Source organism: Actinoplanes sp. NPDC004185, from assembly GCF_053603475.1.
In genome coordinates this window covers 87,817-103,108 of the sequence record NZ_JBSGFR010000019.1, presented here as the reverse complement: position 1 = coordinate 103,108, position 15,292 = coordinate 87,817, and the positions used below count along the sequence as shown (strand labels likewise).

Annotated in this window: 12 protein-coding genes; 6 read left to right on the top strand and 6 right to left on the bottom strand. The window is 72.0% G+C overall.

Going from position 1 to position 15,292, the window contains the following annotated elements:
- The first annotated feature begins 72 nt into the window (after positions 1–72).
- Positions 73–1,242 carry an ROK family transcriptional regulator gene (locus tag ACWEOZ_RS20905; protein WP_451912339.1) on the top strand — a complete coding sequence of 390 codons (1,170 nt, stop codon included), beginning with the start codon at positions 73–75 and terminating at the stop codon, positions 1,240–1,242.
- A gap of 43 nt (positions 1,243–1,285) precedes the next feature.
- Here the strand turns inward: ACWEOZ_RS20905 and ACWEOZ_RS20900 are convergent, their stop codons facing one another.
- Both ACWEOZ_RS20900 and ACWEOZ_RS20895 read right to left on the bottom strand, forming a co-directional pair.
- A complete protein-coding gene (locus tag ACWEOZ_RS20900; protein ID WP_451912338.1) occupies positions 1,286–3,313 on the bottom strand; it encodes a hypothetical protein in 2,028 nt (675 codons plus the stop codon).
- Positions 3,310–3,636 (bottom strand): PadR family transcriptional regulator, encoded by a 327-nt coding sequence (locus tag ACWEOZ_RS20895; protein ID WP_451912337.1) that lies wholly within the window; start codon positions 3,634–3,636, stop codon positions 3,310–3,312. The genes ACWEOZ_RS20900 and ACWEOZ_RS20895 overlap by 4 nt, the downstream gene beginning before the upstream one ends.
- Before the next feature lie 80 nt (positions 3,637–3,716).
- On the opposite strand from ACWEOZ_RS20895, the gene ACWEOZ_RS20890 reads away from it, so the two are divergent.
- Positions 3,717–4,130, top strand: a complete 414-nt coding sequence (locus ACWEOZ_RS20890; protein WP_451912336.1) for a nuclear transport factor 2 family protein — start codon at positions 3,717–3,719, stop codon at positions 4,128–4,130.
- 9 nt (positions 4,131–4,139) lie between these two features.
- Positions 4,140–4,991, top strand: coding sequence for a pyridoxal kinase PdxY (pdxY, locus tag ACWEOZ_RS20885; RefSeq protein WP_451912335.1), 852 nt, complete (start codon positions 4,140–4,142; stop codon positions 4,989–4,991).
- Between the two features lie 112 nt (positions 4,992–5,103).
- On the opposite strand, the gene ACWEOZ_RS20880 is transcribed toward pdxY, so the two are convergent.
- Positions 5,104–5,808 (bottom strand): alpha/beta fold hydrolase, encoded by a 705-nt coding sequence (locus tag ACWEOZ_RS20880; RefSeq protein WP_451912334.1) that lies wholly within the window; start codon positions 5,806–5,808, stop codon positions 5,104–5,106.
- An 89-nt stretch (positions 5,809–5,897) separates the two neighbouring features.
- Positions 5,898–6,515, bottom strand: coding sequence for an NADPH-dependent F420 reductase (locus tag ACWEOZ_RS20875; protein ID WP_451912333.1), 618 nt, complete (start codon positions 6,513–6,515; stop codon positions 5,898–5,900).
- Positions 6,516–6,835: 320 nt separating this feature from the next.
- On the opposite strand from ACWEOZ_RS20875, the gene ACWEOZ_RS20870 reads away from it, so the two are divergent.
- Positions 6,836–7,369: a LysR family transcriptional regulator gene (locus tag ACWEOZ_RS20870; RefSeq protein ID WP_451912332.1), complete on the top strand. Its 534-nt coding sequence runs from the start codon at positions 6,836–6,838 to the stop codon at positions 7,367–7,369.
- Positions 7,370–7,406: 37 nt separating this feature from the next.
- Here ACWEOZ_RS20870 and trxB read toward each other — a convergent pair whose 3' ends face one another.
- Positions 7,407–8,345 carry a thioredoxin-disulfide reductase gene (trxB, locus tag ACWEOZ_RS20865; protein ID WP_451912331.1) on the bottom strand — a complete coding sequence of 313 codons (939 nt, stop codon included), beginning with the start codon at positions 8,343–8,345 and terminating at the stop codon, positions 7,407–7,409.
- Complete coding sequence (locus tag ACWEOZ_RS20860) at positions 8,342–8,803, bottom strand: redoxin family protein (protein ID WP_451912330.1); 462 nt, start codon at positions 8,801–8,803, stop codon at positions 8,342–8,344. The genes trxB and ACWEOZ_RS20860 overlap by 4 nt, the downstream gene beginning before the upstream one ends.
- Positions 8,804–8,888: 85 nt before the next feature.
- Between ACWEOZ_RS20860 and ACWEOZ_RS20855 the strand changes: the two genes are divergently transcribed.
- Positions 8,889–9,353, top strand: coding sequence for a MarR family winged helix-turn-helix transcriptional regulator (locus ACWEOZ_RS20855; RefSeq protein WP_451912329.1), 465 nt, complete (start codon positions 8,889–8,891; stop codon positions 9,351–9,353).
- A gap of 175 nt (positions 9,354–9,528) precedes the next feature.
- Positions 9,529–15,288: a ThuA domain-containing protein gene (locus ACWEOZ_RS20850; RefSeq protein WP_451912328.1), complete on the top strand. Its 5,760-nt coding sequence runs from the start codon at positions 9,529–9,531 to the stop codon at positions 15,286–15,288.
- Positions 15,289–15,292: the final 4 nt, after the last annotated feature.

Genomic DNA, 15,292 nt, shown 5'->3' with positions numbered 1-15,292 from the left:
TCCCCCCGCTGTTTTGTAAAGCTCGAAGCGTATTTGGGCGGCTACCCGCCGCTCAACGATGAGGGACATACCTTGACGGAACTGGTGACGGCCGGGGCGGACCTGCCCCGGCTGCGTGAGCTGAACTCCCTGAGCGTCGTGCGGGCGCTGCGCGCCCACCCGCCGGCCACCGTCACCGAGCTGTCCCAGCGCACCGGGCTGTCCCGGCCCGCCGTCGACGTCATCGCCCAGGGGCTGGTCACCGACGGCTGGGCCAGCCTGCTGGAGCCCGGGGCCAGCAGCGTCGTCGGGCGGCCCGCCCGCCGATACCAGTTCCGGGCCACCGCCGGCCACGTCATCGGCGTCGACGTGGGGGTGCACAAAATACTGGCCCTGATCGCCGACCTCGACGGCACCATCGTGTGCAGCGTGCGCCACTCGGTGGCCGCGGACGCCGGCCCCGATGCCCGCCTCGCCGAGCTCGACGCGGTCATCAACGCCTGCCTGACCGAGGCGGGCATGACCCCGTCCGACATCTGGGCGGTCACCGTCGGGGTCACCGGCGCCGTCGACGCCACCGGGCGGACCAGCTACTTCACCCCGCTGCCGGGCTGGCGGAGCGTCGACCTGACCGCCCACCTGGGCGGCCGGTTCGCCTGCCCGATCCTGGTCGAGAACGACTGCAAGCTCGCGACCCTGGCCGAACGGTGGAAGGGCGCGGCCAGCGACGCCGATGACATCGTCTATCTGCTCGCCGGCATGCGCACCGGCGCGGGCCTGATCATCGACGGCATCCTGCGCCGCGGCTTCGGCGGCGCCGCCGGCGAGGTCGGCGCCCTCAAACAGGTCCGCTGGCTCGACGCCCCCGCCCACCTGCAGAACTGTCCCGGCGTCCCCGCCACCGTCGGACCCGACGACGCCGCCGCCTGGGTCTTCAACGCCGCCCGCGAGGGCGACAAGGCCGCCCACCGCGCCGTCAACCGCTACGTCAAGGACCTCGCCGTCGGCACCGCCGCGCTGGTGCTGACCCTGGACCCGCAGGTCGTCATCTTCGGCGGCGGCTTCTCCCGCTCCGCCGACCTGATGCTCGACCCGCTGCGCCGTGAGCTGGAGCGCCTGTGCCTGCGCATGCCGGAGGTGCGCGCCTCCACACTGGGTGCGGACGCCGTCGCCCTCGGGGCGCTGAAGCTGGCCCTCAACGAGGTCGACGACCGGCTGTTCAGCGCCGGCCTCTCCGCCCCCGTGGCCCCCCGCCGCCGGTGACGCCGGACGACCTGGCCCAGGCGAGATCGCTGATCGGGGGACGTCAGCCGGCCACCGGCGTCCGGGTTGATCGCGCCGGCGGTGCCGGGTCCGGGGCCGGCGGGGGACCGCTCGGCCCGGCCGGGCCGGGCGCGCCGTCGATGCGGGCCGCGGCCAGCGCCGCCAGCGGCAGGAGCAGCGTGGCCGTGCCGGGCACGAACGACAGCCCGTCGAACGAGTAGCCGCTGCCGTCGATGTCGAAGACCAGGTTCGGCACGAACATCAGCGGCAATCCACCCACCAAGAACGCCAGGAGCGTGCCGGGCAGGGCGGCCACGGCCAGCCCGGCCCACAGGGCGGCGGTCCGGCCGCGCCCGCGCGCCCGGTGCCGGCGCAGCAGCGCGAGACATCCGACGGCGAGCGGCAGGGCGAGGAACGCGGCGTACGCGGCCGGGCCGGTGTCGTCGTCGGACAGCGGCGGCGGGATCAGCCCGGCCGCGACGGTGAGCACGATCGGCGACCCGAGCAGCAGGACCGCGGCCCAGGCCGGCACCGGGCGGCGGCTGAGGGCCAGAGCCGGGACGACAGCGAGCAGGATGCCGGCCACCGCCAGGCCGATCGTGGTGACCTCCAGGCCGATCGGCAGGTACGGGTGGTTCACTCCCGGGGTGCCCTGCAGCATGATCAGAGGCAGGACGCCGGCCGCCATCAGTACACCGACGGTGACCCGGCGCAGCGCGGCACCGTGCAGCCGGCCGGGCAGCGTGCGCCCGGACACCAGCCAGCCGGCGACCACCGGCACCACACCGGTCAGCAGGGCGAGCCGCAGACCGCCGGGCCCCGTGACGTCCATCCGGTGCAGCACCGCGTTGGCCAGCGTCATCCCGGCACCCACCAGCAGCGCTGCGGCCGGGCCGGACCGGCGGTCGGCGGTGAGGACCAGCATGGCCAGCCCCGCCAGCAGGATCGCCGTGGCCCGCAGCTCCGCGGTCCACATGGCCAGCTCACCGTCCCCGCCGGGCATCGGCGCGGACTGCGAGACGTCGCTCATCCCGGGGGTCAGGATGGTCAACGTGTACGCCCAGCCGATCACGGCCACAGCGAGCGCACCGGCCCCGGCGACCACCACGGCCACCGGCATCGGCCGCACTTGCGCAGGTGCCACCCGCACCGGGGCCGCCACCGTGCTGCGGTGCGGGCGGAGCGCGCCGAAGCCGTACGTCAGGGTGAACGCCGCGAAGCAGGCCAGCGTCAGCGCCCAGGGGCCCTGGTAGGAGAACGCGCGACTGGTGGCCCCGTCGATGATCTCCTCGAATTCCGGGGGCGCCCCGCGCATGGTCAAGGACGCCACCATCGTGGCCGACCAGTCGCGGCTGCTCAGCGCGAGCGGCACGGCGGACGCCACCGCGGCGAGCGCGCAGACCACCGGTACGCCGATGAGCGTCAGCGCCGCGGCCCTGGCCCGCCCGGCGGCCCGTACGGCGGCGGCACCGATCGCCGCGATGCCGGTCGCCCAGATCAGCAACCCGGTCAGCACGCCGGCCACGTAAGGCACCTCCCCGCCGGGGAGCGCACCGAGCAGGACCATCGGCGCGAAGGTGAGCGGCGCGAGCACGGCCGGGCCGGCATCCCCGAAGCGGCCGGAGCGCGAGTACGGCAGGCGCCGGCCCAGCCACCGGCCGGCCGGCAGGCACCAGGCCAGCGTGATCAGGGCCCCGGCCACCAAGGTCAGCCACTCGCCGCCGGGCGAGAAGGTATCCACGCCGACCAGCTCCAGCAACCGGCCGGCCAGGCTCCCGGAGTACGCCGACACGGACAAGGTGATCAGTGCGGCGACCAGCAGGCCCACGGCCGGAGCGCCGGGTGCCAGTGATTCACCCCAGCCCCGCGGGGCCCCGCCGGCGTCCCGGATCGGCGGCGCGGCGACCAGGCTGAACGCGTACCGCAGGCGCTCTTGGGCCGTGGCCCGCTCGGCCTCCAGCGTGTGCAGCTCGGCGAGCCACTCCGCGTGCATCTCGTCGCGCAGCTCGGCCGGCCAGCGCCGGGCGGCCCGGGCCAGGCACCAGCGGGCGAAGCGGTCCACGGGCCTCATGCCGTCGCCGGCTTCGTCACGCCGAGGCCCCGGTTCAGCTGGGCCTGCAGCGCCGCGACCTCGGCGTACGCCGACGCTCGCCCGTCCGGCGTGAGCCGGTAGTAGCGGCGGGCCGGGCGACCGGCCTGGACCGGGTCGATGTCCTCCCAGTACGCCTCGACCCAGCCGGCGTTCTGCAGGCGCAGCAGGATCGGGTAGAGCGTGCCGCTGGGATGACCGCTGGCCCGCATGAGGTCGAGGCCGTACCGGTCGACCTCGGGATCTTCGAGGAAGGCGGCCAGCACCTTGGAGACGGCGGCGGTGACCCGGAGAGGAGTTGCCATGCCGGCACCGTAGCGGACCCTCACCAGTTTTTCTACATAGGGTCTGCCGCGCCGGGCCGCAACGAAAGTACGCTGGCCCGGTGATCGACTTTCGGACCGCGGTGGAAGCGCGCGACCCCGACGCCATCGCGGCGACCCTGGCCGACGAGGTGGTGTTCCGCAGTCCGGTGGCGTTCAGGCCCTATCCGGGCAAGGCCCTCACCGCGGCGATCCTGCGCGGCGTGCTGAGGGTCTTCGAGGACTTCCGGTACGTGCGTGAGCTGGGCGGCGACGGCGGCCGCGACCACGCGCTGGTGTTCGAGGCCCGGATCGGCGACGTCGCCGTCGAGGGCTGCGACTTCCTGCACCTGGACGAGAGCGGCCTGATCGACGAGTTCACGGTCATGGTCCGTCCGCTGTCCGCCGCCCAGGCCCTGGCCGCCGCGATGGCCGAGCAGTTCGAGCGGATCCAGCGCGAGGCGGTCGCGTCCAGCGGGCCGCGGGAGGGTCTCTAGGCTGGGGGGATGAAGGTTCTGTCCATCCAGTCGGCGGTCGCCCACGGCCACGTCGGCAACTCCGCGGCCGTGTTCCCGCTGCAGCGGCTCGGTGTCGAGGTCGTCCCGGTCCTCACGGTGAACTTCTCCAACCACACCGGCTACGGCGCCTGGCGCGGGCCGCTCATCCCGCCGGCGGACGTGGCCGAGGTCCTGCTGGGCGTGGAGGAGCGGGGCGTGTTCCCGCAGATCGACGCCGTGCTGTCCGGCTACCAGGGCGGGGTCGGCATCGGTGACGTCATCGTCGACGCCGTCCGCCGGGTGAAGGCGGCCAACCCCGCGGCGCTGTACGCCTGCGACCCGGTCATGGGCAACGCCAAGTCCGGCTGCTTCGTGGCGCCGGAGATCCCCGCTCTGCTGCGGGACCGGGTCGTGCCGGTGGCCGACATCATCACCCCGAACCAGTTCGAGCTGGGCTTCCTGACCGGCACCGAGCCGGCGAGCATCGAGTCGACCCTCGCCTCGGCCGACCAGGCCCGGGCCATGGGACCCTCGACCGTCCTGGTCACCAGCGTGGAACGCCCCGACCGGGCGGACGGCACGATCGAGATGCTCGTGGTGGACACGGCCGGCGCCTGGCTCGTGAGCACCCCGCACCTGCCGTTCAAGGCCAACGGGTCCGGCGACGTCACGGCTGCCCTGTTCACCGCCCACTACGTGGCCACCAAGGACGCGGCGCTGTCGCTGGAGCGTACGGCCTCCAGCGTCTTCGACCTGATCGAGACCACGTACCGCTCCGGCGAACGGGAACTGCAGCTGGTGCAGGCCCAGGAGTTCTACGCGACGCCGCGCATGCAGTTCAAGGCCGAGCAGGTGCGCTGAGCCCCACGGGCGGTCCAGGCCGGCGCCTCCAGCGCGGCAGTCACCTCGGGCAGGGGCTGACCGCACGCCGGCCCGGCCGCTGGGCCGGGCCGGCTGTCCGCCGGGTGGTGGGTCAGGCCTCGGCGGCCTGCAGGATGAGGTCGGCGACCTCGGCCGGGTGCGAGGCGAAGACCGCGTGGGAGGCGCCGTCGATGCTCACGGTCCGGCCCTTGGCGCGTTCGGCCATGAAGTGGTGCGCGGCGGCGGGGATGTTCTTGTCCGCCTCGGCGATCAGGAAGAAGCTCGGGACCGTCGTCCAGGCCTGCTCACCCTCGGCCGGCTCCTGCAGCGCGGCCAAAGTGATCGGGCGCTGGGTGGCGGCCATGATCCGGGTGGTCTCCTCGGGCACGTCGGCGGCGAACTGCTGGCGGTAGAGCTCCTGGGCGACGTACATGTCCTGGTTGCCGTCCGGCAGCGGGACCGGGCGCAGCGTCTCGGCCAGCGTGCTGCCCGGGTATTTGCCCGACAGGGTGGCGGCGCTGTCGCCGGCCTCGGGGGCGAACGCGGCGATGAAGACCAGCGACCTGACGTTGCTCGCGCCGGCCCCGGCCTTGCTGATCACCATGCCGCCGTACGAGTGCCCGACCAGCACGACCGGCCCGCTGATCGAGTCGACCAGCGCCCGGACCTGCGCGGCGTCGAACGCGACCGAGCGCAGCGGGTTGGGCGCGGCGATCACCTGATGTCCGGCGGCCTGCAGCCGCTGCGCGACCGGACCCCAGCCGCCCGACTCCGCGAAGGCGCCGTGGACCAGGACGACGGTGGGCTTCTCCGACATGACTTCCTCCTCATAGCTGCCGACGGGTCCATTGTCGGACAGTCCGGCGGCCGGTGGCATCCGTCAGATGACGGGCCGACCCCCTGGGATCAGCGGACCTCGGCACCCAGGGCGAGGCCGAAGCCGGCGCCGTTGCGGGCCAGGCCGACCAGCAGCAGGCCGGCCCATTCCAGGGCGTGGGCCATGTCGAGGCCCCCTGCGTCGAGGCCGCGCAGACCCAGGCTGTCCAGGAACTCCGCGACACGGGCTTTCGCCTCGGCGCTGTCGCCGGCGAAGAACGCGTCCAGCGGCTTGTCTCCGGCGAGAACGCCACCGAACACCGTGTTCAAGGCCTTCACGACGTGTGCACCCTCGGGGGCGGCCGCGGCGATCTGCTGGGCGATGGAGTTGCCCGCGGTGGTCACGAGTCCACTCGCGTCGGCGTTGAACGGGTTGGTGATGTCGACGAGGATCTTGCCGGCCAGCGCCTCGCCGTAGCGCGCGACTGCTTCCACCGCACCGGCGTACCGGACGGCCACGATGACGATGTCTCCCGCCGGCCTCGCGCCGAGGGCGCCGACGGTGGCGCCGTTGCCGATGCGGTCGGCGAGCGCCCGGGCCTTGGCGGTGTCGCGGCTCATGAGCTCGACGGCGTGGCCGTGCCGGGCCGCCCGGGTGCCGATGGCGGCGGCCATGGTGCCCGCGCCGATGATGCTGATGGTGGTCATGAGGTGTCTTCCTTTGTTCGTCCAGGGACGGGTTGTCGTGGGGGACGCGCTCAGATCGCCGTGGTGCCGCCGTCGACGACCGTTGACGTATCTCCCGCCGCGGGATCACGGACTCGAACTGACTCCATTCGCCTGTCGTGCCGATTTTTCTGATACCGAATGCGCTCCGGCCCATCAGGTCCTTTTGAGCGTCCATCGGCCCGAGTTCGGTGTCCAAGACCTCTTTCAGTCATTGCGATACCTCAGGACATCGCCGGACCGGGAGGCTCCATGGATCTGGACCTGCGCAAGGTGCGCTACTTCGTGGCCGTCACCGGCAAGTGCACTTCGGCCGGGCCGCCGAGGAGCTGCACATCGCCCAGCCCGTGCTGAGCCGGCAGATCCGCGCGCTGGAGCACGATCTCGGCGCCGCGCTGTTCACCCGGGACAGCCACGGCGTCGCGCTGACCGACGCCGGCCGGCAAGGAGCAGATCACCGAGGCCGACCTGGACGGCGAGCCGCTGCTCTGGCCCGCGGCCCGAACACGCAGCCCACCCGGCGCACCCACCCCAATGCCGGCTACCTGGTGCACGGGGTGGACGAGACGCTCGAGCATGTCGCGGCCGGCCGAGGCATCTCGTTCCTGGCCCGTTCGACGACGGTTTTCTACGCACATCCGGAAGTCAGCTTCGTTCCCGTTCCGGATCTGGCGCCCGACCAGGTGTGCCTCGCGGTGGCGGAATCGCGGAATTCTCCCGTGCTCGACGATTTCCTCGCCGCGGCCCGGGCCACGGCCGAGATCACGGCCGAATGCGGCAATCAGGAAATGTGGCAGCGCCCCGATAACTCCGTTGAGCAAACCGCAGGCGACTGATCCGCGAGCGCGCTTCGTCGTGACGGGTCAGGGCATTTCAGTTCTCCTTGCTGCTGGTGTCCGCCATGGTGAGCCAGTGCTCGGCGTCGAGGGCGGCCGCTGCGCCGGTGCCGGCGGAGGTGATGGCTTGGCGGTAGGTCGGGTCGGCGAGGTCGCCGGCGGCGAAGACCCCGTCCAGGTTCGTCCGGGTGGAGCGGCCGGTGGTCCGGACGTAGCCGTGCTGATCGAGGTCCACCTGCCCGCGGAACAGCTCGCTGGCGGGGTCGTGCCCGATCGCGACGAAGACGCCGGTGACGGGCAGGCTTCGTTCCCGGTGGGTGCCGGTGTGCCGGACGCGTAGGGCGGAGACGGTGTCGTCGCCGTCGACCGAGACCGTTTCGTGGTTCCACAGGACGCTGACCTTGGCGTCGGCGGCGGCTCGTTTCTGCATGGCTCTGCCGGCGCGCAGGGTGTCCCGGCGATGCACCAGGGTCACCGATCGGGCGAAGCGGGTCAGGAACGTCGCTTCCTCGACCGCACTGTCGCCGCCACCGACGACGGCGACGTCCTGATCGCGGAAATAGGCGCCGTCGCAGGTCGCGCAGCTACCCACGCCGCGGCCGACGAAATCTTCCTCCCCCGGCACGCCCATCCGGCGCCAGCGTGACCCGGTTGCCAGGACCACCGCCCGCGAGCGCAGGACCCGGTCCTCGGTCGTGATCGTCTTCACCGAGCCGGTCAGGCTCACCGCGACGGCGTCCTCCTCCAGGAACACCGCGCCGAAGTTCGCCGCCTGACGGCGCATGGCGTCGACCAGGTCCGGCCCGAGGACACCGTCGGCGAAGCCCGGATAGTTCGCGACCGTGCTGGTCGTCATCAGGGCACCCCCGGACGCCGACCCTTCGACCACGATCGGTTGCAGATCGGCGCGGGCCAGGTAGATGGCGGCGGTGTACCCGGCCGGTCCGCCGCCGAGAACGACAACCTCGGCATTCATCGGGTGACCGCCTCGAGCAGCTCCTTGCGGTTCAGGCTCATCTGCGGCACCGCGCTCGTGCGCCGGTACCGGATCGTGCCGTCGGCGGCGAGGAGGAACGTCCCGCTGTGCTGGATGGCCAGGAACGTGCCCAGCCCGGCGGCGGCGTGCCCGCTCCCGGAGGCCCACGCGGTGACGGCGGCCGAGGGCACCTTGGCCGCGACGGCGGCGGCCTCGGGGGCACCGCCAGGGGCGATCAGGATGACCGACGCGCCGCCGAGGTTGCCGGCTTCGGCCAGCTCGGCCAGCGACCGGGCGTGCCGGAGACAGATCGGGCAGTCGGCAGCCCGCAGGAAATACGCGACTGTGGACCGGCCGCCGCGGACGCTGTGCAGGCTGGTGCGGTTGCCATCGGGTGAGACGAGGGTGAGGTCGGGCATGACGGTGCCGACGTCGGGAACTGCGGTGGTGGTGGACATGAGGTACCTCCCGGTCGAATTGATATAGTCAACTAAGCTGCTTAAATAGTCAGGTTAGCTGCCTAATTTGTCAAGGGGGTCGCCGGTGGTTGACGAATCGCCGCTGCAACAACTCGCCGACGCCGGCAGCGACGAGCTCGGCCGCCTCCTGCTGCGCGCCGTCCGCGCCGTCAACGAGCAGGTGATCACCCGCCTCGTCGCGCTCGGGCACCCGACCATCCGCGGCCCGCACACCGCCGTGTTCGCCAACCTCGACGCCGGCGGCACCCGCGCCGTGATTCTCGCCCAGCGCGCAGGCATGACCCGGCAGTCCATGAGCAACCTGATCCGCGAGCTCGAAACCAGCGGGTACGTCGACGTCCAGCCGGACCCCCAGGACGGCCGCGCCGCCCTGGTCCGACTCACCCCCCGGGGCGAACAGTTCTGCCTCGACGCGGCCCGCATCATCACCGAGGTCGAGGCCGAATGGGCCGACCGCCTCAGCGACCCCCATCTCAAACACCTGCGACAGTCGCTGCACACCCTGATCGACGAAGCACCTCCGGCCTGACCGTCGGCGCGCCACGACGTACTGGATCTTCCGGACGCGCTCGGTTACCAAACCGTTACACGCTGAACTCTTGCTGGACATCCGGCAGCCGGGCCCTAATTTGTACAGGGAATCAACAAATCTCGATACGTGGGTTGTGGCGAGCACCGCTGTCCACCCAGGACAAGGAGAGCCCGTGTTCCGTCCGCGCCGATTGCTGACTGCGGCTTCTCTCGCCTTGACCCTGGTGCTGACCGTCCTCAGTGGGCCGACGGCCGCGCAGGCCGCCGCGGCCGACCCGGAGCCGTACTCCGTGCTGGTCTTCTCCAAGACCGCCGCCTTCCGGCACGACGCCATCCCGGCCGGGATCGCCGCCATCAAGCAGCTCGGCGCCGACAACGGCTTCACCGTCGACGCCACCGAGGACGGCGCCGCCTTCACCGACGCCAACCTGGCCAAGTACCGCGCGGTGGTCTGGCTCTCCACCACCGGCGACGTCCTCGACCCCGGCCAGCAGGCCGCCTTCGAGCGCTACATCCAGGCCGGCGGCGGGTACGCCGGCATCCACGCCGCCTCCGACACCGAGTACAGCTGGCCCTGGTACGGCAAGCTGGTCGGCGCGTACTTCGCCAGCCACCCGGCCAACCAGCAGGCGACCGTGAAGGTGGAGGACCACGCCCACCCGTCCACGGCCGGGCTCCCGGAGCGCTGGTCACGGTTCGACGAGTGGTACAACTTCCGGTCCAACCCGCGCGGTGACGTGCACGTGCTGGCCAGCCTGGACGAGACCAGCTACACGCCGGGGGCCGGCGCGATGGGCGCCGACCACCCGACCGCGTGGTGCCGCGACTACGACGGCGGACGGGCCTGGTACACCGGCGGCGGCCACACGATCGAGTCGTACTCCGATCCGGCGTTCCTCTCCCACCTGCTGGGCGGCATCCGGACCGCGGCCGGGCAGCTGGACGCCGACTGCGGCGCCTCGCTGACCGCGAGCTTCGAGAAGGTCACCCTGGACAGCAACACCAGCAATCCGATGGAACTGGACATCGCCGACGACGGCCGGGTGTTCTACGTCGAGCGGGACGGCCGGGTCCGGATCATCAAGCCCGCCACCGGCACCACCGTCACCGCGGTCGACCTGGACGTCTTCACCGGCAACGAGGACGGCCTGATCGGCATCCGGCTCGACCCCGACTTCGCGGCCAACGGCTGGGTCTACCTCTACTACGCCCGCAACGACGGCGTCGCTCGTAACCTGCTGTCCCGCTTCACCGTCACCGGCGACACCATCGACCCGGCCACCGAGAAGGTCGTCCTGCAGGTCACCACCCAGCGCAACACCTGCTGCCACGCCGGTGGGAGCATGACCTTCGACAACGCCGGCAACCTCTACCTGGCCACCGGGGACAACACCAACCCGTTCGAGTCGGACGCGTTCACCCCGATCGACGAGCGTGCCGGCCGGCAGGACTACGACTCTCAGCGCAGCGCCGGCAACACCAACGACCTGCGCGGCAAGGTGCTGCGGATCCACCCGGAGGACGACGGGACGTACACGGTCCCGGCCGGCAACCTGTTCCCGGCGGGCACCGCGCAGACCCGCCCGGAGATCTACGCGATGGGCTTCCGCAATCCGTTCCGGATCGGCGTCGACCCGGCCACCAACACCCTCTACGTCGCCGACTACGGCCCTGACGCGAGTGCCACCAATCCCGACCGGGGTCCGGAGGGGACGGTGGAGTGGAACATCGTCGCCGCCCCCGGCAACTTCGGCTGGCCGTACTGCATCGGCGCGAACTACGCGTACAACGACTACCAGTTCCCCTCCGGCCCGAGCGGGGCGAAGTTCAACTGCGCGGCGCCGGTGAACAACTCGCCCAACAACACCGGCCTCACCACGCTGCCGCCGGCCGTCAGCGCCACGGTCGACTACGACTACGGCGGCAACCCGCGCTTCCCCGAGATCGGCGGGGGCGGTGCCCCGATGGGCGGCCCGGTCTACCGCTACGACAAGGATCTGAACTCCGCCCGCAAGTGGCCCGCCTACTACGACGGCAAGGCGCTGCTGGGCGAGTGGAACCAGTCGAAGATGTACACCATGCAGGTGTCCGCCGACGGCCGGTCCCTGGTCGACATCAACCAGTTGCTGTCCGGGATGAGCTTCATCCGGCCGATGGACTTCGAGTTCGGCCCGGACGGCGCGATGTACATGATCGAGTGGGGCACCGGCTTCGGCGGCAACAACGACGACTCCGGGATCTACCGGATCGACTACATCGCCGGTGACCGGGCGCCGATCGCCGCGGCCGCCGCCACCCCGACCTCCGGGCCGGCCCCGCTGTCCGTGAAGTTCTCCAGCGCGGGATCGCGCGATCCCGACGGCGGGGCGCTGACCTACGCCTGGACCTTCGGCGACGGCGAGACCTCCACCGAGGCCAACCCCACCCACACGTACGCCGCAGCGGGCGACTACACCGCGCAGCTGACCGTCACCAACCCCAAGGGCCGCAGCGCGGTGGCGAACGTACCGGTGACGGCCGGCAACACCGCGCCGGCGGTGAGCATCGAGTTCCCGCCCGACGGCGGCTTCTTCGACTGGGGTGACCAGGTCCGGTACACGATCAAGGTGACCGACCCGGAGGACGGCGAGATCGACTGCGACCGGGTGCGGTTGCAGGTGCTGCTCGGCCACGACGAGCACGCCCACCCGCTGGAGCAGCACACCGGCTGCACCGGCACCGTGCAGACCACCCTCGCATCGGGCCACGGTGCGGAGGCCAACGTCTTCGCGGTCTTCGAGGCCACCTACACCGATGAGGGCGGCTCCGGCGGTGCCGGTCCGCTCACCGGGCGGGCGATCGAGCGGTTGCAGCCCAAGCGCAAGCAGGCCGAGTACTACACCGGCACCGGCCGGGTGCCCGGCGGCGTCGGCGGTGGCGACCCCGGCGTGGGCCGCGAGGCCGGCAGCGACCCGGCCGGCGGCGGCCAGAACATCGGCTTCATCGAGGACGGCGACTGGTGGTCGCTGGATCCGGCCGACCTGACCGGCATCGAGTCGATCCGCTTCCGGGTCGCGTCCGCCGCGGCCGGCGGCCGGATCGAGGTACGCGCCGACGCCGTCGACGGCCCGCTGGTCGCCACGGTCGACGTGCCGGGCACCGGCGGCTGGCAGACCTGGGCCGACGTCACCGCACCGGTCACCGGCACCAACGCCGGCTCGCTGTTCTTCGTCGCCCGGGACCCGGCCGCCGGGACGGGATCGCTGTTCAACGTGAACTGGCTGGACTTCCTCGGCCGCGGCGTCACCGAGAACGCGCCTCCGAAGGTCAGCGCGGTCGCGACTCCGGCCGCCGGCACCGCGCCGGTCACCGTCGCGTTCGACGGTACGGCCACCGACGCCGAGGGCGACACCCCGCTGACCTACGCCTGGGACTTCGGCGACGGCGGTACGGCGACCACCCTGGACGCCGGTCACACGTACCGGGTGCCCGGCACCTTCACCGCCACCCTGACCGTCACCGACAGCCGCGGCGCCAAGTCGTACGCCAACGTGCCGGTCAAGGTCGAGGTGCCCAGCACCGCCTGCTTCGGGGCCCGCTCGGACGACTTCCTCGGCAGCGCGCTGGCGCGTGACCGCTGGACCGTGGTCCGGGAGAACCAGCTCTACTCGGTCGCCGACGGCACGCTGAAGCTGCCCACCGCCTCGGGTGACCTCTACGGCACCCGCAACGACGCCACCAACCTCGTCCTGCAGCCCGCGCCCAGCGGCGCCTGGCAGGCCACCACGAAGATCTCCGTGCCGATCACCGCGACCTATCAGCAGGCCGGCCTGATCGTGTACGGCGACGACGACAACTACGCCAAACTCGACCTGCTCTACAACGGCGCCCGCACGGTGGAGTTCATCCGGGAGACCGCCGCGAGCCCGCGCAACGAGACCGGCGACAGCACCGCGGCGCCCGCCGGTGACGTGGTGTACCTGCGGCTGACCAGCGACGGGACGAACCTGACCGCGGAGGCCTCCGCCGACGGCCGGACCTTCACCCCGGTCGGCCGCTCCGCCGCGCTGGCCGGCATCGAGAACCCGCGCGTCGGCCTCTTCGCCCTCAACGGCGGCACCACCGCGCCGGTGGTGGACGCGGCGTTCGACTGGTTCCAGTTCACCCCGGACGCCCCGGCCGGACCGGTCGTCCCGTCCGACGAGTTCACCGGCGCGGAGCTGGACAAGTGCCGGTGGAACGCGATCGTCCGGGAGGACCCGGCGGCCTACCGGGTCACCGACGGGGCGCTGCGCATCGACGTGCCCGACGGCGACATCTACACCGGCGGCAACACCGGGCCGACGAACTTCGTCCTGCAGACCGCGCCGGCCGGCGACTGGACCCTGCAGACCAAGGTCGACGGCAGTCTGCTGGACGAGCAGTACCAGCAGGCCGGGCTGCTCGTGTACGGCGACGACGACAACTACGTCAAGCTCGACTTCGTCGCCGACAACGCCGCGGGCCAGCCGGTCAGCCGGCGGATCGAGTTCCGCAGTGAGATCGGCGCCGTGGTGCAGGACCCGCAACCGCAGGCCGGCAGTCTGACCTCGGCGGTGTGGCATCTGCGGCTGGCCAAGGTGGGTAACACCTACACCGCCGCGTACTCGGCCGACGGCACGGAATGGACGACGTTGGCACCGCTGACCAACGCCGCCGTCGGGGCCACCCCGAAGGTGGGGCTGTACAGCCTCGGCGCCGCCCAGACCGCCTCGAAGACCGTCGCGTTCGACTACTTCCGGATCAGCGCCGAGGACGCCGACACCACCGCCCCGGCGACCGCCGCCAAGGTGTCCGGAACGCCGGTCGAGGGCTGGTACACCGGCGCCGTCACGGTCACCCTGACCGCGGCCGACGAGACCGGTGGCAGCGGGGTGGCGGGCACCGATTACCAGCTCGACGACGCCAGCACCTGGACCGCGTACACCGCCGGGGTGCCGGTCAGTGGTGACGGCCCCCACGAGGTGCGGTTCCGCTCGACCGACGCGGCCGGCAACGTGGAACCGGCGAAGTCGGTCACCGTCAAGATCGACAGTACGGCCCCGGTCACCTCGGCCCAGTTCGCGCCGGCCAACGACAACGGCTGGCACAACGGCGCCGTCCCGGTGGTGCTGAAGTCGGCCGACGCCGGATCCGGGGTGGCGCTCCTGGAGTGGTCGCTGGACGGGGGTGCCTGGACGCCGTACACCGCGCCGGTGGACGTGACCGGGGACGGCGAGCACGAGCTGCTCTACCGGGCCAGGGACAAGGCCGGCAACGCCGAGACGCTCAAGTCGGGGGTCGTCCGGATCGACGGCACCAAGCCGACCCTGCTCGTCTCCGGGCTGGCCAACGGCCAGCTGTACGGCGACAGCCAGGACATCCGCACCTCGTGGCAGGCGGTCGACCCGACCTCCGGCATCGGGACCACCACCGGCACCCTCGACGGGCGGGCGTACACCAGCGGCTCCCTGCAGGCGCTGTACGAGCTGCCGCTCGGCCTGCACGAGCTGACCGTGACCGCGACCGACAAGGCCGGCAACAGCACCGCGACGACGGTCCGGTTCTTCGTCACCACCTCGTTCCGGGACATGCAGAACCTGCTGGACCGGTTCAAGGCGACGGGGCGGCTCTCCACCAAGGCCCACCGGCAGCTCTCCACCCGGCTGGACACCGTCCGGGCCGCGGAGGCGGCCGGCGAGGACGAGCGGGCCGTGCGGCAACTGGCCACCTTCAAGACGCTGGTCAGCGACGCCACGCTGGTCACCGACACCGACGTGCGGGATACCCTGCTCCGCGACGCCGACGCGATGACCGAGCGGCTCGGCGGCGTCGCCAGCAAGGCCGGAGTACGGGCGAACGACGGCAAGCCGCTCGACCGGGCCGGCCGGCTCGCCGCGGACCCCACCCGCATCTCCCCGGACCGCCCGCTGTGACGGG